General features: G+C 60.7%; 20 protein-coding genes and 1 tRNA gene. 11 read left to right on the top strand and 10 right to left on the bottom strand.

Translation table 11 applies throughout. The annotated features are described in order from the left end of the window. Positions 1-94: 94 nt before the first annotated feature. The 6 genes from AKG12_RS00205 to mnhG are packed head-to-tail and all read left to right on the top strand — an operon-like array spanning position 95 to position 6095. A complete protein-coding gene (locus AKG12_RS00205; RefSeq protein ID WP_052816942.1) occupies positions 95-3013 on the top strand; it encodes a monovalent cation/H+ antiporter subunit A in 2919 nt (972 codons plus the stop codon). Then, positions 3013-3348: a Na+/H+ antiporter subunit C gene (locus AKG12_RS00200; RefSeq protein WP_020810384.1), complete on the top strand. Its 336-nt coding sequence runs from the start codon at positions 3013-3015 to the stop codon at positions 3346-3348. Before AKG12_RS00205 ends, AKG12_RS00200 begins: the two co-directional genes overlap by 1 nt. Next, positions 3345-4991: a monovalent cation/H+ antiporter subunit D gene (locus AKG12_RS00195; protein ID WP_052816941.1), complete on the top strand. Its 1647-nt coding sequence runs from the start codon at positions 3345-3347 to the stop codon at positions 4989-4991. The genes AKG12_RS00200 and AKG12_RS00195 overlap by 4 nt, the downstream gene beginning before the upstream one ends. Continuing rightward, positions 4988-5476: a Na+/H+ antiporter subunit E gene (locus AKG12_RS00190; protein ID WP_046800547.1), complete on the top strand. Its 489-nt coding sequence runs from the start codon at positions 4988-4990 to the stop codon at positions 5474-5476. The genes AKG12_RS00195 and AKG12_RS00190 overlap by 4 nt, the downstream gene beginning before the upstream one ends. After that, positions 5473-5754: a K+/H+ antiporter subunit F gene (locus AKG12_RS00185; RefSeq protein WP_046800546.1), complete on the top strand. Its 282-nt coding sequence runs from the start codon at positions 5473-5475 to the stop codon at positions 5752-5754. The genes AKG12_RS00190 and AKG12_RS00185 overlap by 4 nt, the downstream gene beginning before the upstream one ends. After that, positions 5751-6095 (top strand): monovalent cation/H(+) antiporter subunit G, encoded by a 345-nt coding sequence (mnhG, locus tag AKG12_RS00180; RefSeq protein WP_046800545.1) that lies wholly within the window; start codon positions 5751-5753, stop codon positions 6093-6095. Before AKG12_RS00185 ends, mnhG begins: the two co-directional genes overlap by 4 nt. Positions 6096-6104: 9 nt before the next feature. Here the strand turns inward: mnhG and AKG12_RS00175 are convergent, their stop codons facing one another. After that, entirely contained in the window at positions 6105-6437 is a 333-nt protein-coding gene (locus AKG12_RS00175; protein ID WP_052816940.1) for a helix-turn-helix domain-containing protein, read from the bottom strand. 410 nt (positions 6438-6847) lie between these two features. Between AKG12_RS00175 and AKG12_RS00170 the strand changes: the two genes are divergently transcribed. Beyond that, a complete protein-coding gene (locus AKG12_RS00170) occupies positions 6848-7090 on the top strand; it encodes a helix-turn-helix domain-containing protein (RefSeq protein ID WP_046800543.1) in 243 nt (80 codons plus the stop codon). A gap of 18 nt (positions 7091-7108) precedes the next feature. Here AKG12_RS00170 and AKG12_RS00165 read toward each other — a convergent pair whose 3' ends face one another. The 7 genes from AKG12_RS00165 to AKG12_RS00135 form a co-directional block, all read right to left on the bottom strand. Next, positions 7109-7699 carry an alpha-ketoglutarate-dependent dioxygenase AlkB gene (locus AKG12_RS00165; RefSeq protein ID WP_052816939.1) on the bottom strand — a complete coding sequence of 197 codons (591 nt, stop codon included), beginning with the start codon at positions 7697-7699 and terminating at the stop codon, positions 7109-7111. Positions 7700-7858: 159 nt separating this feature from the next. Further along, positions 7859-7934 (bottom strand) — tRNA-Phe (locus AKG12_RS00160). Positions 7935-8218: 284 nt separating this feature from the next. Then, positions 8219-8650 (bottom strand): hypothetical protein, encoded by a 432-nt coding sequence (locus AKG12_RS00155; RefSeq protein WP_052816938.1) that lies wholly within the window; start codon positions 8648-8650, stop codon positions 8219-8221. Between the two features lie 166 nt (positions 8651-8816). After that, positions 8817-11033 carry a 3-hydroxyacyl-CoA dehydrogenase NAD-binding domain-containing protein gene (locus AKG12_RS00150; protein WP_052816937.1) on the bottom strand — a complete coding sequence of 739 codons (2217 nt, stop codon included), beginning with the start codon at positions 11031-11033 and terminating at the stop codon, positions 8817-8819. Positions 11034-11180: 147 nt separating this feature from the next. Next, positions 11181-12389 carry an acetyl-CoA C-acetyltransferase gene (locus AKG12_RS00145; protein WP_052816936.1) on the bottom strand — a complete coding sequence of 403 codons (1209 nt, stop codon included), beginning with the start codon at positions 12387-12389 and terminating at the stop codon, positions 11181-11183. A gap of 39 nt (positions 12390-12428) precedes the next feature. Further along, the gene (locus AKG12_RS00140) at positions 12429-12668 is read right to left on the bottom strand and encodes a hypothetical protein (protein ID WP_052816935.1); all 240 of its coding nucleotides are present in this window, start codon (positions 12666-12668) and stop codon (positions 12429-12431) included. Positions 12669-12683: 15 nt separating this feature from the next. Continuing rightward, positions 12684-14480, bottom strand: a complete 1797-nt coding sequence (locus AKG12_RS00135) for an acyl-CoA dehydrogenase C-terminal domain-containing protein (RefSeq protein WP_052816934.1) — start codon at positions 14478-14480, stop codon at positions 12684-12686. A 374-nt stretch (positions 14481-14854) separates the two neighbouring features. On the opposite strand from AKG12_RS00135, the gene podJ reads away from it, so the two are divergent. The 4 genes from podJ (at position 14855) to AKG12_RS00115 (ending at position 21218) form a co-directional block, all read left to right on the top strand. Then, positions 14855-18604 carry a cell division protein PodJ gene (podJ, locus tag AKG12_RS00130; RefSeq protein ID WP_082178637.1) on the top strand — a complete coding sequence of 1250 codons (3750 nt, stop codon included), beginning with the start codon at positions 14855-14857 and terminating at the stop codon, positions 18602-18604. A gap of 265 nt (positions 18605-18869) precedes the next feature. Further along, on the top strand, positions 18870-19796 hold the full coding sequence (locus AKG12_RS00125) for a sulfite exporter TauE/SafE family protein (RefSeq protein WP_046800536.1): 927 nt from the start codon (positions 18870-18872) through the stop codon (positions 19794-19796). Beyond that, positions 19793-20620, top strand: a complete 828-nt coding sequence (locus AKG12_RS00120; protein WP_046800535.1) for a TIGR02186 family protein — start codon at positions 19793-19795, stop codon at positions 20618-20620. Before AKG12_RS00125 ends, AKG12_RS00120 begins: the two co-directional genes overlap by 4 nt. 160 nt (positions 20621-20780) lie before the next feature. Then, positions 20781-21218, top strand: a complete 438-nt coding sequence (locus AKG12_RS00115; protein WP_052816932.1) for a universal stress protein — start codon at positions 20781-20783, stop codon at positions 21216-21218. Between the two features lie 78 nt (positions 21219-21296). Here the strand turns inward: AKG12_RS00115 and pdeM are convergent, their stop codons facing one another. Further along, complete coding sequence (pdeM, locus tag AKG12_RS00110) at positions 21297-22025, bottom strand: ligase-associated DNA damage response endonuclease PdeM (RefSeq protein ID WP_052816931.1); 729 nt, start codon at positions 22023-22025, stop codon at positions 21297-21299. Between the two features lie 32 nt (positions 22026-22057). Further along, positions 22058-24649: a ligase-associated DNA damage response DEXH box helicase gene (locus AKG12_RS00105; protein ID WP_285277679.1), complete on the bottom strand. Its 2592-nt coding sequence runs from the start codon at positions 24647-24649 to the stop codon at positions 22058-22060. Between the last annotated feature and the right edge of the window lie 46 nt (positions 24650-24695).

The following is a 24695-nucleotide window of genomic DNA, read 5'->3' as shown; positions in this document are numbered from 1 at the left end:
GGTCCTCATCATTCGGCTCTCATGAGCCTTGAGGGATCGGAGTCGTCGGAAACCCGCCGTAGACTCCAATTCCAGAGAAAAACCGCCGCTGCATATGACACTTGCAACCATTCTTCCATTTATTGTCGCATTGCCCTTTGTCGGCGCCATTCTCACGGCTTTCATGCCGCGCGATGGCGCAGCCGCCGGCCCCGCCTCCGTTGCAGGCGGCGTCGCCCTTTTCGGTCTCATCAGCAGCGTCTTTCTTTATTCGACTGTCAGCGACGGCGGCGCGCTGAAATACGATGTGGAATGGCTGCCGCAGCTCGGGCTGAATTTCACCCTGCGGCTGGACGGGTTTGCCTGGATCTTCGCAATCCTCATTACCGGCATCGGCCTGCTCGTGGTGCTCTACGCCCGTTATTACATGTCGGCCAAGGATCCAATCCCGCGGTTTTTTGCCTTCTTCCTCGCCTTCATGGGCTCGATGCTCGGCGTGGTCCTGTCCGGCAACGTCATCCTGCTGTCGATCTTCTGGGAGATGACCAGCATCTTCTCGTTTTTGCTGATCGGCTACTGGCACCAGAACGCCGGCGCGCGCGACGGCGCCCGCATGGCGCTGACCGTGACCGGCATCGGCGGCTTCAGCCTCCTGGCCGGACTTCTCATCCTCGGCCATATGGCGGGAAGCTACGATCTGGACAAGATCATCGAGGCCGGGGCCGCGATCCGCGCCCATTCCCTCTATCTGCCGGCACTTATTCTCATTCTTGGCGGCGCGTTGACCAAAAGCGCGCAGTTTCCCTTCCATTTCTGGCTGCCCAACGCCATGGCAGCGCCCACACCGGTTTCCGCCTATCTGCATTCGGCGACCATGGTGAAGGCGGGGGTTTTCCTGCTCGCGCGGTTCTGGCCGGTGCTGGCAGGCACGCCGGAATGGTTCTGGCTGGTGGGCGTTGCCGGCATCATCACGCTGCTGCTCGGCGCTTATTTCGCCATGTTCCAGCAGGACCTGAAAGGCCTGCTCGCTTATTCGACCATCAGCCACCTCGGCCTTATCACTACTCTGCTGAGCCTCGGCAGCCCGCTTGCGGCAGTTGCGGCCATCTTCCACATGGTCAACCATGCCACCTTCAAGGCCTCGCTGTTCATGGCGGCCGGCATCATCGACCATGAAACCGGCACCCGCGACATGCGGCGCTTAAGCGGGCTTTATACCTATTTGCCGGCAACGGCGACGCTTGCCATGGCGGCCAGCGCGGCCATGGCCGGCGTGCCGCTGTTCAACGGCTTCCTTTCCAAGGAAATGTTCTTTGCCGAGGCCGTCGAGACCCATGCCGATTCACTCCTGGACCGGGCGCTGCCCTATGTCGCGACGCTTTCAGGCGCATTCGCCGTCGCCTATTCGCTGCGCTTCATCCACACCGTCTTCTTCGGCCCCAAGCCCGTCGATCTGCCCAACCCAAATCCGCATGAGCCGCCGCGCTGGATGCGTTTCCCGATCGAGTTCCTGGTTTTCGCCTGCCTGATCGTCGGCATCGTTCCGAGCCTCTCCATCGGCCCGTTCCTGCATTCGGCCGTGCTTTCCGTTCTCGGCGACCAGACGCCCGTCTACAGCCTGTCGATCTGGCACGGTTTCAACCTGCCGCTCATCATGAGTATTGCGGCACTTATCGGCGGTGTGACGATCTATGCGCTGCTCGGCGGTTATTTCTCGCGCTGCGACGACGGCCCGCCGGTCTTCCGGCATTTACGGGGACAGCGCATCTTCGAGCGCATTCTCGTCACCGTGTCCTGGAAGTGGGCGCGGTGGCTGGAAAGCACGCTCGGCACGCGGCGTCTGCAGCCGCAGCTGAGACTTCTCATCCTCGTGGCGCTTCTTGCCGGTTTCTCACCACTATTCCTTTCGGAATTCTCCCTGTCGCTGCCGCGCGTGACGACCTTTGATCCGATCTTTGCCATCCTTTGGCTGATCGGCATGATTGCCGCGCTGGGTGCCGCCTGGCAGGCGAAATATCATCGCCTCGCCGCCCTCATCATGCTCGGCGTCTCCGGGCTCGTCACCTGCCTCACCTTCATCTGGCTTTCCGCGCCGGATCTGGCGATCACCCAGCTGCTGGTCGAAATCGTCACCACGGTTCTCATCCTGCTTGGTCTAAGGTGGCTGCCAAAACGCTTCGAGAAGGTCGATAGCAGCGACGAGCTGCCAGCGCAGCTTCGCCGCGCCCGCGACTTCCTGCTGGCGGCAGCCAGCGGTATCGGCATGTCCGTCATCGCTTACGCCGTCATGACCCTGCCGGTGCCAAACGCCATCGCCACCTATTTCCTGGAGCGTGCCTATACGGAAGGCGGCGGCACCAATGTCGTCAACGTCATCCTCGTCGACTTCCGCGGCTTTGACACATTCGGCGAGATCGCGGTGCTGGCCATCGTGGCGCTCACCGTCTTCGCCCTTCTTCGCCGTTTCCGCCCCGCGCATGAAAGCATCGGGGTGCCGGAACAGCAGCAGATGCAAAACGCCTTCGATGCCGAACGCCCTGATCGTAGCAAGGGCGATACCGTCCGCGACTATCTCTATGTACCGTCGATCGTGATGCAGTGGATGTTCCCTGTTATCATCACCTTTTCGATCTTCCTGTTCATGCGCGGCCACGACATGCCGGGCGGCGGCTTTGCGGCCGGCATCACCATGGCGATTGCCTTCCTGCTGCAATATCTCGCCGGCGGGGCGCGCTGGGCGGAAGACCGCATTCGCATCCTGCCGCTGCGCTGGATGGGCTTTGGCCTTCTGATGGCGGCGGCGACGGGTATCGGCTCCTGGTACTTCGGCTACCCGTTCCTGACCTCGTATTTCCAGTATACGGAGATACCCTATATCGGCAAAATGCCGACCGCATCCGCCCTGTTGTTCGATCTCGGCGTCTTCTCGCTGGTCGTCGGCTCCACCGTTCTTATCCTGATAGCACTGGCACACCAATCGTTGCGTAACTACCGCGTTCGCACGCCTGACGCCGCAAAAGCGGAGGACGTGTAATGGAACTCATTCTTGCAATCGGCATCGGCATCATGACCGGCTCCGGCGTCTGGCTGGTGCTTCGCCCGCGCACCTATCAGGTCATTGTCGGGCTTTCCCTTTTGTCCTACGCCGTCAACCTGTTCATCTTCGGCGTCGGCGGCATCAAGACCAATGCGCCGCCGGTGCTGGTGAATGGTGTCGACAGCTCCACGCTGGCCGACCCCGTGCCGCAGGCGCTGGTACTGACAGCAATTGTCATCGGCTTTGCCACCACGGCGCTGTTCCTCGTGGTGCTGCTTGCCGCCCGCGGCCTCACCGGCACCGACCACGTGGACGGGAGGGAGACGAAATGATGTCATTCCCCTTCCACATCGTCATCGCCCCCATTCTGGTGCCGCTGATCACCGCAGCACTTCTGCTGTTCTTCGATGAGCGCCAGCGCGTGGCGAAAGCCGCGATCAGCCTTACCTCGACCGTGCTGTTGCTGGTGGTCGCCATACTGCTGTTCCGCGAGGTGAACTCGACGGTCAATACCGAGATCGCCGCCGTGGTTTCGAGCGGCGTCTATCTGCTCGGCAACTGGCCCGCACCATTCGGCATCGTCCTCGTCGCCGACCGTCTTTCAGGCCTGATGGTGCTGCTCACGGCGCTGCTTGCCATTCCGTCGCTGATCTATTCGATGGCGAAATGGCACAAGGCCGGCGCACATTTCCATTCGCTGTTCCAGATGATGCTGATGGGGGTCAACGGCGCGTTCCTGACCGGCGACCTCTTCAATCTCTTCGTGTTCTTCGAAGTGATGCTGGCTGCCTCCTACGGCCTGCTGCTGCATGGCTCCGGCCAGCAGCGTGTGAAGGCCGGGCTGCATTACATCGCCATCAACCTCGTCGCGGCGCTGTTTTTCCTGATCGGCGTCAGCCTCATCTATGGCGTCACCGGCACGCTGAACATGGGCGACCTTGCCCACCGTATCGAGGGGCTGAACCCAGACCAGCGCATGCTGCTGGAAACCGGCGCTGCGGTGCTTGGCATTGCGTTTCTGGTCAAGGCCGGCATGTGGCCACTGAATTTCTGGCTGCCTTCTGCCTATGGCTCAGCATCTGCCCCGGTTGGCGGTCTGTTTGCGATCATGAGCAAGGTCGGCATTTATGTCATCGCCCGCCTTTCCTTCCTGCTTTTCGGGCAGACGGCCGGCGAATCCGCCGGCTTCGGCCATGACGCACTGCTGGTCGGCGGCATCGCCACCATCATCTTCGGGGCCATCGGCGTCCTGGCGTCGCAGGCGCTCGGGCGGCTGGCCGGGTTTTCGGTTCTGGTATCGTCGGGAACGCTTCTGGCCGCCATGGGCACCGGCAATCCAACGGTGGCGGCCGGTGCGCTTTATTATATGGTCAGTTCCACGCTCACCATCAGCGCCTTTTTCATGCTGATCGAACTCGTCGAGCGCGGGCAGGATGCGGGCGCGAACGTTCTTGCCGTCACGATGGAAGCCTATGGCGAGGGTGAAGACGAGGAAGAGGAAGAAGAAGTCGGCGTGACCATGCCCGCCACCATGGCGGTGCTCGGCGCCTGCTTTGCCGCCTGCGGCATTCTTCTGGCCGGTCTGCCGCCGCTCTCGGGTTTCATCGCCAAATTCTCGATGCTGACCGCCATTCTCAACCCTTCCGGGCTGGGCGCCAATGACAGCGTTTCCACGCTTTCCTGGTGGCTGGTTTTCCTGATCGTCTTTGCCGGTTTCGCCTCGCTGATCTCGATGACCCGTGCCGGCATCCGCACCTTCTGGGCATCCATCGAGGGAACCGTGCCCCGCGTTCTCGTCATCGAAATCGCGCCCGTGATGCTGCTGCTTGGCCTTACGCTTGCCATGACCGTGCAGGCCGGGCCGGTGATGCGTTACATGCAGGAGACGGCGCGTATTCTCGATCTGCCCGCCAGCTATATTCAGGGCGTCATTTCCGCGCCAAGAGCGGGCAGCAACCCGGAGGCGGAGCCATGATGAGCCGTCTCCTCCCCTACCCGCTGCTGACGGTTTCGCTGATCTTCTTCTGGATGACGATCAACAGCTTTTCGCCCGGGCACCTGCTGCTCGGCACCGCAGTAGCACTCATCGCCTCCTGGGCGATGGCGTCGCTCAGGCCAGCCAAACCGCGTATCCGCAACTGGCACAGGCTGGTGCAGCTGATCCTGATCGTGCTTTACGATATTATCAGGTCCAATATCTCGGTCGTGAAGATCATCCTGTTCAAGCGCGAAAGGGACCGTAAATCCGGCTTCCTGGCGGTGCCGCTCGATATTCGCGATCCCATGGCGCTCGCCATTCTGGCAACGATCCTGACCTCGACGCCGGGCAGCGCCTGGCTTGAATATAATTCCAGCCAGGGCACGCTCCTCCTCCACGTTCTCGACGATGTGGATGAGGCGGCGTGGATAAGCCTCATCAAGAACCGTTATGAAAAACTGCTGATGGAGATATTCGAATGAGTTCGATTATCCTTTTCTGGTCCTTTTCGCTGGCGCAGCTGATGCTGGCCATCGCCATGGCGATTTCGGTCTACCGCATCGCCATCGGCCCGCGGGCGCAGGACCGCGTGCTGGGCGTGGATACACTCTATGTCAACGCCATGCTGCTTCTTTTGACCTTCGGCCTGCGCACCGGCAACGACATCTATTTCGAAGCCTCGCTGCTGATCGCCATCCTCGGCTTCGTCTCCACCGTCGCCCTTTCCAAATTCATGATGCGTGGCGAGGTGATCGAATGAACAGTGCCGCAGAATTTCCGCTCTGGGCCGCCATTCTCGTGGCTTTCTTTGTGCTGCTGGGCGCTTCGCTGACGCTGATCGGCACCATCGGCTTTGCCAAGCTGAACAGCTTCTACGAGCGCCTGCACGCGCCCACACTCGGCACCAGCTGGGGCACCGGCGGCATCGTCATGGCCTCGATCATCTATTTCTCCGTCTCCGGCGACCGCTTCGCCTTCCACGAAATCTTCATCGGCATTTTCATGACAGTGACGACGCCGGTGTCGCTGATGCTGCTCGGCCGGGCAGCACTTTATCGGGACCGGGCGGAGCAGAATACGGATAATCGGGAGCATCTTTAGAACGCCGGGCTACTTTGCCCGGCTGTTCGCCACTGCCTCAATTGCGATGGCCATGACTTCCAGATCGCTTTCCGGCAATGCATTTGCTGCCGAAGCGATCTTTGCTTTCAGCAGATCATGGCCAGTCAGCGCGGCTGTTTTCTTCTCAAAATCAAGCAATACGTTCGGAGTGCTATCCAGAACGGTGGCTATCCGAACGAGTGTCGCCAGATCAGGCTCTCTTCGGCCCATGATGTAATTGCCGTAACGACGCTCCGTAAGCCCCGCTCGGCGGGCAACTTCGGCATTGGAGAGACCAAGCTCCTTCGCGCGCTTTTTCAGATTTGCTGCAAATGATTCCATAGGAACAGATTGTTCCTGACAGAAACCACGGGTCTATGTACATTATGGCGTTAACGATCACGTCATTATAGGTAGGCTATGCCGCTCAGCGCCGATTATCTCTATCTCATCGCGGGCTGCAGTTTCGTCCTAGCAGCTTACCTCTGGCTCGAATGGCAGACCCGCATTCGACCCCTGCTCTTATCAAGCTCGGAGATTAAACGCCTTGCCGATAACCTGACTGAACGACATGGCGAGCGCGCGGAGGAATTCGCGTCAATGGAAGAAGACCGGGCGTGGCGCTATTCGCGAAGCTTCGAGCAGGGCAAATGGCGACGTGTGCGCAGAGAGCTTGAGTGCCGCAACAATATCCCATAGCAGGATAATTCAGGATCGACCCTTGGCACCGAGATTTTGAGATTTTTCGGCACATGACAAAGTCTACGCATACACCCGAGTATCGGCTTCTTGTTGAGATACTAACCGACACGCGGCGAAAAGCAGGGTTAACCCAGCAGCAAGTCGCAGATCGGCTGGGTAAGCCACAGTCCTATGTCGCAAAGGCCGAAGGGGCTGAAAGACGCATAGATGTCGTTGAGTTTGCAAAACTGTCGGCGGCGATGGATCAAGACCCGATAGCGCTTCTCCACCTTTTACTCGAGCGGATAAAATAACAGCGCTCTCCTCTCCGATCAAAACTGTTTCGAAGCAATAACCTTGCGAAAAGTGAGGGAAATTCGTCTGCTTCGGGCTGTCTTAACTCCATTCATGATATCCGATTTTCGAGCCGGAATTTCATGAGTCCAGCCGTAGCGGCCAGCGTCTCTCAGCAAGACGCCGGAGCGAGGTTGAAGCAAGACGCCGCATATGGCTGGTCCACGCAATTCGCGGAAAACCATCTCGCATGTGGATAAAAGGCTTATCGATACGATCCCATCGTCAAAACAGGGAACACAGTCGACATGGGCGCTAATACCCTGCCCCGGAAGATATTCATTAGCGATAACCTGATCGGGCAAATCCCGGCAATATCCTGCGGTAACCAACCGCTCCGCGAACACGCCAAGCCATGGCGGCAACGGCCCGAGATATGCATCCGCGGTAACAGCGCGCGCCTTATAGTCGTACCGATAACCGAAATGCTGCACGCGACGTTTCAACTCCGTGCTCCACGCACCCGCATCCAGTCTGTCGGTGACGGCGGCCTCCTCCTCTGGAGAAAGAAAGCCATCAAAATAGACAATGCCGGGCGGTAGAAGAGGTGGGCTTGTGACACGATCCATTTGCGGGCTGCTCTCCAACTGCCTGCAACAAACAGGGTTGGCCCATGGCTACACCGGGCCTGTCAAAAGCATATGATGGCGGTAGCCACTCATCGAAATTTGCTTGCAAATGGACAAGTCGCCAAGCACGCAATTCGTCAACAATGCTATTGAGAGAAATGGTGCCCGGAGGCGGATTTGAACCACCGACACGCGGATTTTCAATCCGCTGCTCTACCAACTGAGCTATCCGGGCACTTCAGGTCCTTGAAGAACCTCCGCTTTTGGCGGTCGGGACTGTTTTGCGCCCCGAAAGTGAGCGGGGTTATAACATCTTGTTCGGACATGGCAAGCGCCATCGCGAAGTTTTTTGACAGTTTTTTCACAGGGGCTGTGGATGGCTGGAATGTCTGCCCGGTGCAGGCCGGATTGCGGCGGAAAACCCGTTATCGACCATGTGTCGCGCCTTGCAGCATCCGGCCGCTACCCGGGTTCGGCGCCAGCCGATCCTGCCCGGCATAACGGCACCGCAGGCGGCAGCTAGGCCACTTCGCTGCGCCGTGCGGCAAGGCCAAGCGCGATGGGCACAACGGCCACCAGCGCCGCCATGACGGGCGAGGAAGCGAAGATGCGGCTGGCAAGCGAGGTTACGGCGACGGAGCGCACCACCGTCATCAGGCGGGAATTCTCGCGGTCTCTTTCATGGTGAGCCTGTGCGGGCCTGTGGCGGGAATGCTGGGCCGCCTCCAGCCGTTTGATATCGCGGCGGATCTTGTCTACCTGCTTGCGAAGCTCTTCCAATTCGGCGCGCAGCGACGGATCGACGGTATTGGCAGCACGCGTCCTTTTGACCGTGGTTTTTTCCGTCTTTGCTTCCGCGGCTGTCGCTTCAGCCTCTTCGTCCAGCTCTGCCAGATGGTCGTCGAGGTCCGTGGGCTTGTCGAAACCGTGGGATCGCAGTGGTGCTTTCATCGCTGTCTCCTGGGGCGTGCTGAATTGCGGCGGCGGGCGTCTTTGCCCGGTCTCGCCCTTTCAACGCCCCAGCTGGGCAAAGGATGCACCGAAAGCGATCAGCGCGGTATATTCGGCTCAAAAAAACAGGCCCCGGAGGGCCTGTTTACTGATCTGACCGGAAGCCTCATGCCGCCTTGGCGGCGCTGGCATAGGGATCGAAACGACCGTAGAAGCTCTCACCCTTGGCCGCCATGTCCTTCAGGAGCGGCGTCGGCTTGAAGCGCGGACCGTAGGTCTCGCTGAGCTTTTCGGCGAGTGCCACGAAGTTCTTCACACCCATGCCGTCGATGTAGGACAGCGCACCGCCGGTATAGGGCGCGAAGCCGAAACCGAGGATGGAGCCGACATCCGCCTCACGCGGATCGGTGACGATGCCTTCTTCCACCGTGCGGGCGGCTTCAAGCGCCACGGTGACGAGGAAGCGCTGTTTCAGCACCTCCATATCCACGTCCTCAGGCTTCTGCTGCGGATAAAGGTCCTTCAGGCCGGGCCAGAGGGATTTCTTGGCGGGCTTTTGTGGATAGTCGTAGAAGCCCTTGGCGTTCTTGCGGCCGAAGCGGCCCTCGCCTTCCACCAGCTTCTTCACCAGCTCCATATGGCGCGGATCGACGGCCTTTTCGCCGAGATCGGCGACGGTGGCTTTCAGGATCTTGTAGGAAAGATCGATGGCCACCTCGTCGTTCAGCGCCAGCGGGCCGACCGGCATGCCGGCGAATTTCGCGGCATTTTCGATCATGGCGGCGGGCACGCCTTCGATCAGCATATCGTAGCTTTCCGCCATGTAGCGCAGCACGCAGCGATTGACGAAGAAGCCGCGCGTATCGTTGACGACGATCGGGGTCTTCCTGATCTTCGCCACATAGTCCAGCGCGACGGCGAGCGCCTTGTCGCCGGTTTCCTTGCCGAGGATCACTTCCGTCAGCATCATCTTCTCGACCGGCGAGAAGAAGTGGATGCCGATGAAATCCGCCGGGCGCTTCGAGTTCTTCGCAAGCCCGGTGATCGGCAACGTGGAGGTGTTGGAGGCGAAGATCGCACCTTCAGGAAGCACCGCTTCCACGGCCTCGATGACGGCCTTCTTGACATCGCGGTCTTCGAAGACGGCCTCGATGACGAGATTGGCATCCGCGAGTGCGGCGTAATCGGATGTCGGGGTGACGAGGTCGAGCAGGGCCTTGCCCTCATCCTGCGTCAGCCTGCCCTTGCCGATGGCCGCCTTGACGCTTTCCTCGCAATGGCCCTTGCCCTTGTCTGCGGCTTCCTGATCGCGATCCACCAGCACGACGGGGATGCCGGCGGCAGCGGTGACATAAGCGACGGCAGCGCCCATGAAGCCCGCGCCGACAACGCCGACCTTTTTGAACTCGGTCTTCGGCTGGCCGGCCGGGCGGCGCGCGCCCTTGCCCAGTTCCTGCATGGAAATGAACAGCGAGCGGATCATGCCGAAGGCTTCCTTCGAGCGAAGGATTTCGGTGAAATAACGCTGCTCCACCTTCAATGCGGTATCGAAGGGCAATTGCAGGCCTTCATAGACGCATTTGAGGATGGCGAGTGCGGCCGGATAATTGCCGGCGCTTTCGCGGCGCAGGATGGCCGGCGCGGCAGGCCAGAGCTGGGCAGCGGCCGGCGTCCAGATGCCGCCGCCGAGGGCCTTGAAGCCCTTTTCATCCCAGGGTGCGACCGGCTTCAGGCCGTCCTTGATCATCTGCTTTGCGGTGGAGACCAGTTCACCCGGCTCCACCACCTGATGCACCAGACCCATGGCCTTGGCGCGCGCGCCGGTCAGCGACTGGCCGGTTGTCATCATCTGCAATGCCGATTGCGCATCCGTCAGGCGCGGCACGCGCTGGGTGCCGCCGGCGCCGGGGAAAATGCCGACCTTGACTTCCGGAAGGGCGATCTTGAGGTTCTTGGCACTGGAGGCGACCCGGCCGTGGCAGGCAAGCGACAATTCGAAAGCGCCGCCCATGCAGGTGCCGTTGATGGCCGAAACCCAGGGCTTGCCATTGGTCTCGATCTTGCGGAACAGGCCCGTCATGCGGCCAACCAGTTCGAACAGCTTTGCCGCCGCCTGATCCGGGTTCTTCGCCTTCTCATCATTGTAGAAGGAGAACATCGACTTGATCATCGAAAGATCGGCGCCGCCGGAAAAGGTGCTCTTGCCTGACGTGAAGACGACGCCCTTGACGGCACTGTCGGCGACGGTTGCGTCAAGAATGGCGTTCAGCTCGTCCATCACCTCAGAGGTGAAGACGTTCATGGATTTTTCCGGCATGTCCCAGGTAACGAGGGCAATGCCGTCTGCGTCCGTCTCGATGGTGAAATTGGTGTAAGTGCTCATTTGGGATTCCTCTTCCCTGAATCTTAATGGCCGCTTCGCTTTCTCCGTCATCCTCGGGCTTGACCCGAGGATCCAAGCACCGGGGATAGATCCTCGGGTCAAGCCCGAGGATGACGGAGGAACCGTTGCGGTATCAGCCGAAGCCTCTCAAACCCGCTCGATAACGGTCGCCGTGCCCATGCCAGCGCCGATGCAAAGCGTGACGAGCGCGGTGTTGAGATCGCGCCGCTCCAGCTCATCCAGCACCGTGCCGAGGATCATCGCGCCGGTTGCACCGAGCGGATGGCCCATGGCGATCGCGCCACCATTGACGTTCATCCGGTCGTGATCGATGTCGAAGGCCTGCATGTAACGCAGGACCACGGCGGCAAAGGCTTCGTTAAGCTCGAAAAGATCGATATCGGCAAGCGACATTCCGGTCTTTTTCAGGAGCTTCTCGGTCACATCCACCGGGCCGGTCAGCATCAGCGCCGGGTCGGAGCCGATATTGGCGAAAGCCTTGATGCGGGCGCGGGGCTTAATGCCCATTGCCTCGCCGCCCGCCTTCGAGCCAACCAGCACGGCGGCCGCGCCATCAACGATGCCGGACGAGTTGCCCGCGTGGTGCACGTAATTGATCCGCTCCACTTCCGGATGCGCCATGATGCCAACGGCTTCGAAACCGCCCATTTCACCCGGCATCTGGAAGGAAGGATTGAGCGAGGCCAGCGCCTGCATGTCCGTGCCGGGGCGCATATGCTCATCGCGGTCGAGGATCGTCAGGCCGTTTGAGTCCTTCACCGGAATGACCGACTTGTTGAAATAGCCCTTATCCCAGGCATGCGCCGCGCGCTTCTGGCTTTCGACGGCATAGGCGTCGACATCGTCACGGGAGAAACCATACTTGGTGGCAATGAGATCGGCCGACACGCCCTGCGGCATGAAGAAGGCCGGGAAGTTGACCGAGGGGTCCATGTACCAGGCGCCACCCGACATGCCCATGCCGACGCGTGACATGCTTTCCACGCCGCCGGCAATGACGATATCGTCAGACCCCGCCTTGACCTTGCCGGCCGCGAAGTTGATGGCATCGAGACCCGAGGCGCAGAAGCGCGAGATCTGCATGCCCGGCGCCTTGTTGGAATAACCGGCCTCGAAGGCGGCGGCCTTCGGGATCACGGCACCGGCATCCATGACAGGATCGACGCAGCCCATGATGATGTCGTCGACGGCAGAGGTGTCGAGCCCGTTGCGGTCGCGGATCGCTTCCAGCGTCTTGGCGGCAAGGCGAACGGAAGGCACCTCATGCAGGCTGCCATCCTTCTTGCCGCGTCCGCGCGGGGTGCGGACATGGTCGTAAATGTAAACGTCGGTCATTGTTTCTCTCCCTTGCACCGTATTCTCAGTGCACCAAGCTCATTTAAGCGTCCATTTTCCGCGACGATCGTCATCAGCGGCAACAAGTTGCCCCTTTTTCCTCAACTCAGTCGCCGCCCATCGCATGTCATATTGCCACGAGTAAAAAAGATCGTGCCCGCGCAGATCCTTTTCGTGATGGTCCCAAATGTACTTCGCTACGTACAGAATTGACCCTTCACCGTTACTCGCCTTAAGCGCCTCGACTACCCAATCTTTTAAGTCTGCTTTCGTAACCATCAAAAACCTTCGTTGTCAGAATGCTTCCGCAGCCAGTTCCATCATGGTGTCCGCGCCGGTTTCGATGCGGGCCTTGCGCAGCGCCGTTTCCGGCATGATGCGCTCCATGTAAAACTTCGCCGTGACAAGCTTGGTCTTGAGGTAATCCTCGTCCGAAGCGCTGCCTGCTGCAAGCGCTTCGCTGGCGGCTTTCGCCATGCGCGCCTGCATGTAGCCCAGCACCACGATGCCGAAGAGATGCATATAGTCGGTCGAGCCGGCACCGGCATTGTCGGGTTTCGCCATGGCGTTCTGCATGAACCACATGGTTGCGGCCTGCAGGTCGTTCAAGCCCTTCTTCAGGCCCTTGGTGTAAAGGGCAAGCTTTTCGTCGGCGCGGTTTTCCTCGCAGAAATCACCGATTTCCTTGAACAGCGCCATGACGGCGCGGCCGCCATTCATGCCAAGCTTGCGGCCGACCAGATCGAGCGCCTGAATGCCGTTGGCACCTTCGTAGATCATGGTGATACGCGCATCGCGGACATATTGGCTCATGCCATGTTCTTCGATGTAGCCATGGCCGCCGAAGACCTGCTGCGCCATCACCGCATGGTCGAAGCCCTTGTCGGTCAAGACACCTTTCAGGATCGGCGTGACGAGGCCGAGCAGGTCGTCCGCCGCCTGGCGTTGCTTTTCATCGGCGGCGCGATGGGCGATGTCGGATTGCAGCGCCGTCCACAGAAGGAAGGCGCGGCCAGCCTCGTTATAGGCCTTGATGGTCATCAGCGTGCGGCGGATATCCGGGTGCACGATGATCGGATCGGCCTTCCTGTCGGGGAATTTCGCACCCGAAAGCGAGCGGCCCTGAATGCGGTCACGGGCATATTCCACGGCGTTCTGATAGGCGATCTCACCGACCGAAAGCCCCTGCAGGCCGACGCCGAGGCGAGCCTCGTTCATCATCACGAACATGGCCGACAGGCCCTTGTTCTCCGCGCCCAGCAGATAACCCGTCGCGTCATCGTAGTTCATGACGCAGGTGGCGTTGCCGTGAATGCCCATCTTGTGCTCGATCGCACCGCAGGTGACGCCGTTGCGCTCGCCGAGCGTACCATCCTCCTTGACGAGGAACTTCGGCACGATGAACAGCGAAATGCCCTTGGTGCCTTCCGGCGCGCCTTCGATGCGGGCGATCACCAGATGAACGATATTGTCAGTCATGGAATGTTCGCCGGCGGAGATGAAGATTTTCTGGCCGGAAATCTTGTAGCTGCCGTCGCCCTGCGGCACCGCCTTGGTGCGCAGCAGGCCAAGATCGGTGCCGCAATGGGGTTCGGTCAGGTTCATGGTGCCGGACCATGTGCCTTCCACCATCTTCGGCAGATAGGTTTCCTTCTGCTCCTGCGTGCCGTGCACGAGGACGGCAGCGATGGCGCCCTGCGTCAGGCCGGGATACATCATCAGCGACAGGTTGGCGGACGACATATATTCGCCGATCGCCGCATGCAGCGTATAGGGCAGGCCCTGCCCGCCGAACTCCTGGGGAACGGCAAGGCCGATCCAGCCGCCCTCGCAATAGGCGTCATAAGCGGACTTGAAACCTTCAGGCACCGAAACCGAGCCGTCATCGGCGCGCTTGCAACCCTGTTGATCGCCGGAAAGGTTGAGCGGGAAAAGCCGTTCTTCGGCGAGCTTTGCAGCCTCGCCGGTAATGGCCTCGATCATGTCAGGGGTTGCATCTTCAAAGCCGGGCAGGTTGTTATACCGCTCGAGGCCAAGAACGTCGTTCAGGATAAAAAGCGTGTCTTTGACTGGGGCCTTGTAAACAGGCATTACCGATGTTCCTCCGCATCGTGGTGCCGGAGACAATCCGGCGGATATGGGATGACAATATTTGACGTGCGCGTAAACGTCAAATAAATTTCAATGGATATCGCCGATCCTCTGCTGGCAAATGGCTGCTCAACCCGGCGCGGCCTACCCCCGCGCCACAAAAGTTAAAAAATTCCAACCATAGTTAACCACTTCTTTACCACGTTTCGTGAATTCTCCGACAAGAGGTAACTGCTTCGTTCATCGGCGCATTTTCCTCCAAGGGGGCGAATACCGGCTCTGGAATTGCTGCATGTTGCAGCGACAGCATGCACAGGCAGGCAACGTCGCGACAACAACCGGGCATAGCGGGCGGAAGCGAAGCGAGCGAGAAGATGAACGGATTGCGATCGAATAACCAACAGCCAAGCGACAGGTCGTCTCTTGATGCTCTCAATCGCACCATTGAAGGCCTTGAAGCCCGTATTGAAGGGCTGATGAGTCAGAAGTTTCCGCGCGAGCCGCGCCCGAGCCCCGCGCCCGAGCCGAAAGGCGAGGCTTATGCCGCGCCCCGCGAACCACGCGCCACGGTTACCCCGCCGCAACTTGACCCCGTCAACGAAATCCGCCAGCGCCAGCGCCTTCTCGAGGCGAGCTTCCAGCGCCCGCAGGAACCCGTTGCGCGTCCGGAACGGACAATTACCCGCCCGCTTGCACCGGAATATCGGCCGAACGTTCAGAACGCGGCGACAAACCCCGCTCCGCGCGCACGTTCCATTCCGCCCTATCAGGAACCGCAGCGTAATGACGCCGCCCTGCAGGAGATCGCGCAGGCGCTCGTCAATCTTCGCCACGAGCTGAAGCACGATATTTCCGAGGGCGTGGCCCGCGAAGCGCAGGGGCTGCGCGCAGAAATCCGCAATATCCGCGCGGTGGCGGAAGATCAGCAGTTCATCGGCGATCTGCGCGACGACATCGCCCGGCTTGCGGGCAGCATCGACCAGCTTGGCAACCTCGCATCTCCTGACGCCTACGGGCTGCGCAACGAGTTCGAGGACCTGCGCCTCACCATCGACCAGCTTGCGCGCGAAGACAGCGTGCACCGGATCGAAAGCCGCTGGAACAATGTGGAAGACACGTTGCGCGGTTTTGATACGAACTCATTGCAGGATGAGATCGTGTCGCTCGCCTATCGTCTCGATGACATCAAGACCCAGCTTGGCGGCATGAGTAACAATCCGGCCGTGCGTGTCCTCGAGGAAAAGCTGATTGCGATTGCCAGCGCCGTGGAGCAGCTCGGTAAGCATATGCAGCCCAATGAGGCCGCCTTTACCGAACAGTTTTCCGGTCTCGACCAGCGGCTGGACGAAATCAGCCGTGCCATTGCGGCGACCAATACCCGCTCCAACACGCAGGCGACGGACAATGCGCTGGCGCAGCGGCTGGAAACCCGTCTGAACGGCCTTGCCGAACAGCTCGGCGACATCAACCGCCTTGCCGCCGCCAAACCCGAGCCGGCGATGGACCTGACTGCCCGCCTTGAAGCGCTGTCCGGCAAGATCGACGAACTCAGCACCGCCCGCGACGCCGCCCAGCTGCATGAGCGGCTGGACCAGCTTTCGCTGCTTCTGGAGCGGTCGCAGCGCCCCTCGCAGCAGGCGGAACTGACATCCTTCCTCAGCGACATTTCCCGCAAGATCGATGCGCTGGATCATGGCGCCGTCAATGACGGTCTGGCAGAACGGCTCGATACGCTGTCGCGCCGCATTGAAGATCTAGATTATCGCTACAGCCAGCCGCAGCCGGTATCGGGCCTCAGCGAAAGCGCCTTTTCGCGCCTGGAAGAGCGGCTCGGCAATATCGCGGCGCGTCTCGACGAGACCGCCCATGCCGCCCCCGCCGATAACGGCGCGCTCACGAGCCTCGAAAACCAGATCGCCCATCTTTCGACGCTGATCAGCCAGCCGATGCAGATGCAGGCGGCAGGCATGTCCCCGGAACTCGATGCCCGCATGGCGGCGATCGAGGACTATATGGCGTCTAACGATGAATATATCATCGAAGCTGCACGGCAGGCTGCCGAAGCGGTTCTGGACGCCTATACGCGCAACAATCTCTCGGCGGGCGCAAACCTCGCCGACATGACGATGCTGACCGATCTCGCAACCGATCTGCGCAGCCTCGAAGCCTTGAGCCGCAATACCGAAGAGCGCACGCATCGCACTTTTGAGGCGCTGCATGAGACGCTGGTGCAGATTGCCGGCCGTCTCGACAGCCTGGACAACGCTCCCGCCTACCGCGAAGAGGCCGCGCCCCGCAGGGTCGCGCAGCCTATGGTCACGCCCGCCCGCGAAGAAGTGGCGATGCCAGCCGCCATCTTCCCGGAAGAAGGTTATATCGCTGAAGAACAGGCCATTCTCGACGCCGATGAAAACGAAGCGGATGCGATGGCCGTTGTGCCGCCTGCTGCCGCAAGGCCCGCCAAGGCGGAAAGGAAGAGCCTGCTTGCCGGCCTGACGAAACGGTTCAAGACCGGCACGGCAAAGACCGTCAAAACCGCTGAAGAGCCGGTCTCGGCCTCCTCTGCCCGCACGCAGGTGGAGCCGGCTCCGTCGCTCGACCCTATCGACGTTCTGCCCGCGGGCCAGGAAAACGAACTTCTGGAGCCGGGCTCGGGCGCACCTGACATCAAGAAGATACTGGAACGCGTGCGCGCCAGCCAGGTGGCTGCCAGCGGCAAGGCCGTAGATGCTGAAGGACGGACGGATTTCATTGCCGCCGCCCGCCGCGCAGCACAGGCTGCGGCCATGGAAACATCGCCGGAGAAGCTCGAAACCGGCAAGAAGAGCCGTAAGGCCGACGCCTCGGCGCTGTCGCGCTATCGTCGCCCGCTGCTGCTTGGTATCGGCGCCATTCTTCTCGCCATGATGGCCATGCCGCTCGTCAAGACGCTGATCGGCGGCGCGGAAGCCCCGGCACCTGTTATCGAGCAGAAGATCGACAATGCACCGGTCTCGGCACTTCCCGAAACCGGCGACAAGGCCGTGACCATCCCCTCCGATCTCGCCATCGATCCCGAGCAGGCGGCATCGGCCGACAGCATCGAGAATAACGCGCCGGCGCAGAACAGCATCGATACCCGCACCATTGGCGGCGCACCGCTCGCAGACGAGCCGCCGGTTGCCGATGCGCCGGTGGTGGATCCGACAACGCCAGACACAGTCGCAAAGAGCGAACCGCAGGCTCCGACGCAAACTGTCACCACCGTTGTTCCACCGCAGGACGCAATCGCGGTTCCCGCCGGCATCGAGCCCGCATCACTGGCCGAAGCGGCCGCCAAGGGCGAAACGCAGGCGCTGTTTGAGATCGCCGCACGTTATACCGAAGGTCGTGGCGTTACCGCCGACCGTGCGGAAGCGGCGAAATGGTACAAGCTTGCGGCGGATCGTGGTCTGGCGCCTGCGCAATACCGTCTTGCCAATCTTTACGAGAAGGCGAACGGTGTGGAGCGCAACCTTTCCGAGGCCAAGCGCTACTACACGCTGGCCGCTGAACAGGGCAATGCCGGCGCCATGCACAATCTCGCGGTCCTGCTCGCGTCCGACGCGGCCGGCCAGCCGGATTTCACCGCTGCGGCGCAATGGTTCATCAAGGCTTCGGAACTCGGTGTGCGTGACAGCCAGTTCAACCTCGCCATTCTCTATGCCCGCGGCAGCGGCGTGAAGCAGGATATCGAGGAGTCCTACAAGTGGTTCGCGATTGCCGCCAAGGATGGCGACGCGGACGCCGCCCAGAAGCGTGACGAAGTTGCCGGAGCCATGAACCCGCAGCAGCTTCAGAGCGCCAAGGCCAAGGTGGACGCATGGAAGGTCAAGCCGCTTTCGGAAGACACCAACAGCGTCAACCCGCCTGAAGAATGGGCTGGCAAGGAAGGTGTGAAGACCGCCTCCGTGGACATGGAGAAGGCGATCCGCAACATTCAGGCGATCTTGAACAAGAACGGTTTCGATGCCGGCCAGCCGGATGGCAAGCTCGGCAAGAACACTGTCACCGCCATCAAGGATTTCCAGAAATCCGTCGGCCAGGCACCTGACGGGCGTATCACCAACGAACTGGTGACTGCGCTGCTTGCCCGCAACAAGTAAGCCTTTCGGAACCGGTGAAGCGGCCCCCTTGGCCGCTTTCGCACCACTCGGCGCAGGAATGTGGCTGGCCATCGACACACAGCCGCTATCTTTCCAAATTATCAACGTATTTACCGTTGAATGTTGACAGGTCAGGCCCTCGCGGGCATGACGGATGAAGGCTGGGCCATGCCCGGTCTTTTCAGACAGAAAGTGTAAATCGCGGCGCGGCCCCCTCACCCGGACAAGCCCTGCCGCCCGGAACCATTTGCCCGAGGTCCGAGCCGTGACTGTCTATCTGCCGATCGCAGAACTGTCGGTGAACATTTTCATCATTCTCGGCATGGGCGCGGCCGTCGGTTTTCTTTCCGGAATGTTCGGCGTGGGCGGTGGCTTTCTGATCACCCCGCTGTTGATTTTCTACAATATCCCGCCAGTAGTGGCCGTGGCGACGGGTGCTAACCAGGTGGTTGCCTCTTCGGTCTCCGGCTCGATCACTCATTTCCGGCGCGGCACGCTGGATATCAAGCTCGGCAGTGTGCTGCTTGTTGGCGGCCTGGTCGGGGCGACGGTCGGTGTGTGGATATTCTCCTTCCTGCGCAGCATCGGCCAGCTCGATCTCATCGTTTCGCTGCTCTATGTCATCCTGCTCGGCACCGTTGGCGGGCTGATGCTGAAGGAGAGCATTTCAGCGCTGCGCCGCGCCGCCCGCAACGAAACCGTGACGCTGCGCCGGCCGGGCCATCACAACTGGGTGCACCGTCTGCCGCTGAAGATGCGGTTCAAGAAATCGAAGATCTATCTCAGCATCATTCCGATCGTCACCCTTGGTTTCGGCATCGGTATCCTCACCTCGATCATGGGTGTCGGCGGCGGTTTCATCATGGTGCCGGCGATGATCTATCTTCTGCGCATCCCGACCAATGTCGTCGTCGGTACATCGCTGTTCCAGATCATTTTCGTGACCGCCTACACGACCATCGTTCAGGCGGCGACCAACTATTCCGTCGATGTGGTGCTGGCCTTCATCCTAATGGTGGCGGGCGTCATCGGCGCGCAATATGGCGTGCGCGTCGGGCAGAAACTGCGCGGCGAACAGTTGCGCGCGCTTCTCGCCCTTCTTGTCCTCGCGGTCGCCCTTCGCCTTGCGGTCTCGCTGGTGGTGCGTCCGGAAGACCTGTTTTCGGTTGCCGTGGGAGGGCTGGGCTATTGACCTCTCGCCTGCTCATCGCCGCCCTTCTGATCTTACCCTGCCTTGCCTTTGGGAGTATGGCCTCCGCACAGACGCCGCCGCTTGCCCTGCCTCCCGGTACGCAGCAGCGGTCATTGCTGGAAAATATCGAGATCGGCGCATCGACGACGGAAATTCCCATCGCCTCCGATTTTCGCGGTGCGGATTTCACCCTCTTCGGCGCGCTGAACAATACCGACCAGCTGCTGCTGGCGATCGGCCAGTATGACATTGTCGTCACGCTCGAAGGGCCGACCGACTATATGACCGTGCGCAAGAAGCAGCGTGTTGCGGGCATCTGGATCAATACCAGTGCGATCACCTTCACGCCGCTGCCGGAATCCTATTCCATGGCCAGCACGCGTGACATAACGGATATCGCCTCGCCGGGCACCTTGCGGGCCATGGGGCTGGGCGTCGATCATCTGTCGCTCAAAAGCGCGGTGTTTTCCGGCGTACCCGATAATGTCTTCGATTTTCAGGAGGCCTATCGGCGCCTGAAGCTTTCCAGCGGCATCTATCGCAATGACACGACCGGGGTGAGACTTGAGCGCACCGGTCTGTTCTGGGCGACGCTTCGCCTGCCCGCCAACGTGCCGAACGGCGTGCACACGGCCCGAGCCTATCTGTTCAAGAGCGGCAAATTCATCGCCCAGCGCGAGCTGAAACTGCGTGTCGTCAAGACGGGCATGGAACAGGCCATCACCGATGCCGCGCATCAGACGCCGCTTGCCTACGGCGCGCTCTGCGTTCTGCTGGCCGTCGTGACCGGCTGGGGTGCCAGCATCATCTTCCGCAAGGACTGACCGCTTTTTCATCGCGAAAAAGAGAGCGTTTGCCGCCCACAGCGGCAAAGATAGCATTCGCTTCCTTTAACGGTTTGCGGTAAAATTCAAGACGTTACAACCTCGCACCCAGACAGTGGCGGCCAGCGCGGTTGTGACCGGGATGAAAAGGAGAAATGTCATGTTCAAGCACATTCTCATTCCCACCGATGGCTCGCCGCTGGCGCAGATCGCAATCGACCAAGGGTTCGCTCTCGCCAGGGAGGCAGGCGCAAAGGTGACCGTCGTGACGGTATCGGAACCCTTTCACGTGATTGCGAGCGACGTCGAAGACATTGCCGCCATTGCCGAAGAAGAATTCCACCGTTGCGAGGAGGCGGAGCATCTTCTCAGGGACACCCAGGCGCATGCGGCGTCGATGGGGCTGGATTGCGAGGCGCTGCTGGCGCGGGCGGGACGGCCGGACGAGGCGATCATCGAAATTGCCGACAGGACCGGCTGTGACCTCATCGCCATGGCCTCGCACCGGCGCAGGAGCTTCCTCGAGATGCTGCTCGGCAGCGTCACGGCCAAGGTGCTGAAGAATTCGAAGATACCGGTGCTGGTTTACCGGCAATAGAGCATTTCCGTCAAAAGTGCGTAGCGGCTTTACGTCCGGACAATGCGTAAAGACAAAGAGATAACGGCGCTGATACGCTCAGCCGAGCAGATTTGAGAACCGCACCGAATAGATGCGGTCCCGTCCCATCAGATGCGCGACGAGCGCCGCATGATCGAACAGGCCACGCATGGCCTTGTGGCGCAAATCCAGCCCGCCACTCATCACCCCGAAAGCCGGCATCAACAGACGAGCGCCATCCGTGGCGAAGCAGGGCCGCCGGACCGTCTTTTCGCGACGGCGAACCGTGGCGGAGGGATGCAGATGCCCGGCGATTTCGCCGGCGGCATCACCCAGCTTCGGCTCGTGGCGGAAGGTGAGATTGCCGTAAAACATCTCGTCCACCGAAGAGCCCGGCAGATCGACCGTGCCATCAGGATCGTGGTTGCCGTTGATCCATATCCATTCGCGGCCATGCGCCATCTCGCGGATGAGTTCGCGCAACATGGGCGACAGATGCTCTGACCCGACGCGGTCGTGGAAATTGTCGCCGAGGCTGACGACGATCTTCGGATCGTAGCGTCTGACGAGGGAGGACAGGATTTTTAGAGTGGCGATGGTGTCATAGGGCGGCAGCATGTGCCCGCGCCGGGCGAAGGCGGCACCCTTTTCCAGATGCAGGTCGGAGACGACGAGCAGCGACAGGTCCGGCAGGTAAAGCCCGCCCAAAGGATCGCACCAGGCGGCGACACCATTCACGGCGGTTTCGCTGCCAAGGCATTCGAAGCCGTTCGAAAATCGGTCGCTCAGTGTCAGCCGGCTCAACACTTACCTTCGTTCCCTTATTCCAGTCCGCCGTTTCAGGACATGGCCTCGGCGATCAATTCGTCGGCGGCCTCGGCCAGCACATCGTCCATCGCCTCGCCCGCCACCGTCTCGCGACCGATTTCCAGCATGACCGGAACGGCAAGCGGCGAGACATGCTCCAGCGCGCGGTGGGTGGTGTGCCCCTTGATTCGCTTCAGCATATCGCCAAGACGGCCAATATCCAAAAGCCCCGCCGCCGCATCGCGCCGTGTCGCTTCCAGCAGGATATGGTCCGGCTCATGGCTGCGAAGAACGTCATAAATAAGATCGGCGGAGACCGTGACCTGCCGGCCGGTCTTTTCCTTGCCGGGATGGCGGCGCTCGATAAGGCCGGAAATGACGGCGCAATTGCGGAAAGTGCGCTTCAGCATGAAGGATTCATCCAGCCACGCCTCCAGATCATCGCCCAGCATATCCTCATCAAGAAGGTCTGCCAGCGACAGGCGGCGGGATTTCAGCCGCCTGCCGATATCTTCCATGGCCCAGATGGCGAGCGAATAATCGGTGGCGACGAAACCCATGGGTTTTGCGCCGGCCCGTTCCAGCCGCCGCGTCAGAAGCATGCCGAGCGTCTGGTGCGCCAGCCGTCCCTCGAAGGGATACATGACCATGAAGAAGCGTTTGCGAAAGGGGAACGTCTCGACCAGCAACTCGTCGCGCTTCGGAATGATCGATTTTTCCTTCTGGATCGCCAGCCAGTCGCGCACCTGATCCGGAAGCGCGTGCCAGCGGGCGGGATCGGCAAGCATGGAGCGCACCTGATCCGCGAGGTAGGTGGAAAGCGGAAACTTGCCGCCGGCATAGGAGGGAATTTTCGGATCCATGGAGAAGGCCTGCGACACCAGACATTCGCTCTCCCTGATACCCTCGAAGCGCAGCACCTTGCCGGCAAACAGGAATGTATCGCCCTGCGCCAGCTGTTCGAGGAAATATTCCTCGACCTTACCGAGTGACATGCCGCCGCGGCCGACCGTGCCCCTGGCATTGCGCTTGACCATGCGGACATTCAGTTCCGCCGCCTCGACGATGGTGCCGAGGTTCAGGCGATATTGCTGCGCAACCGCAGGATTGGAGACGCGCCAGCGGCCATCCTTCATCTGGCGGATACGGGCGTAGCGCTCATAGGTGCGCAGCGCATAACCGCCTGTCGCGGTAAAATCCACCACCCGGTCGAAGGTGGCGCGCGGCAAATCCGCATAGGGCGAAGCGCTCGTTACTTCACGATAGAGCTCGTCGGCATCGAAAGGTTCGGCGCAAGCCATGCCGAGCACATGCTGGGCGAGAACATCGAGCGCGCCTTCGGCGATCGGCGGCGTATCCTGTGCGCCGATGTAGTTTGCATCAAGTGCTGCCCGGCACTCCATCACCTCGAAACGGTTGGCGGGAACGAGTATCGCCTTTGACGGCTCGTCCATGCGGTGATTGGCACGGCCGATGCGCTGGGCAAGGCGGCTCGCCCCCTTGGGCGCGCCGACATGCACGACGAGATCAACATCGCCCCAGTCTATGCCGAGATCGAGCGTGGAAGTGGCGACGACGGCGCGCAACTTGTTTTCCGCCATGGCCGCTTCCACCCTGCGGCGCTGGCCGGCATCCAGCGAGCCGTGATGCAGCGCGATCGGCAGATTGTCGTCATTGATGGTCCAGAGTTCCTGGAAAATCCTCTCCGCCTGCGAGCGGGTGTTGACGAAGATCAGCGTTGTCTGGTGCTCTTTCAGCGCCGGATACAAATCCTTCATGGCATAGCTTGCCGAATGGCCCGACCACGGGATGCGCTCTTCCGTCTGTAGAATGGCGATATCCGGTTTTGCCCCGCCTTCGACCGTGATGAGACCGGCAGGCGGTTCGCCTTGCCCCTGCGGTGCGAGGTAACGGCGCAGATCCATCGGCTCCGCCACGGTGGCGGAAAGGCCGATAAAGCGCACATGCGGAGCGTGCCTGCGCACCCGGGCGAGTGCCAGCGACAGCAAATGGCCGCGCTTGGAAGTGACGAGTGAATGCAGCTCGTCCAGCACCACATATTTCAGGTCGCGGAAAAACCGTTCAGCCTCTTTGTTGGCAAGCAGCAGCGACACCTGCTCGGGCGTGGTCAGCAGAATATCGGGCGGCTTGACCTTCTGGCGCTGACGTTTGGCCTGCGGCGTGTCACCCGTGCGCGTTTCGATGGAAATCGGAAGGCCCATTTCGAAGACTGGCTTGGTGAGGTTGCGCTCGATATCCACCGCCAGCGCCTTCAGCGGCGAGATATAAAGCGTGTGCACGCCGACGAAACCGGAGCCCGCCGGCACCTTGCCGCGTTCCGCCAGATCGGTGAGCGAGGCCATGAAGCCGCCCAGCGTCTTGCCGGCACCTGTCGGCGCAATCAGCAACATGTTTTCACCGCCCCGCGCCCGCGCCATCAACTCCGATTGATGCGCGCGCGGAGACCACCCTTTTTCAGCAAACCATTTCTGGAATGGAAGGGGCAAGGTGCCGACATGCGTGCCGGAAGTGGGAGACTCGGTGTGTTTCACGCCTTCAAGGTAGTGAAAAAGCTGCAAAAAAGAAGGGCGGAACATGGCCGCTTGACAGGAAACCATAATCATGGATAAATAATATCCACGATACTGAGGCAACAGGACATGGGAAAGA

The organism is Agrobacterium sp. SUL3 (assembly GCF_001263295.1).
Classification (GTDB): domain Bacteria; phylum Pseudomonadota; class Alphaproteobacteria; order Rhizobiales; family Rhizobiaceae; genus Agrobacterium; species Agrobacterium tomkonis.
The sequence above is the reverse complement of the archived record's forward strand: the minus strand, read 5'-3'. Positions and strand labels throughout refer to the sequence as shown.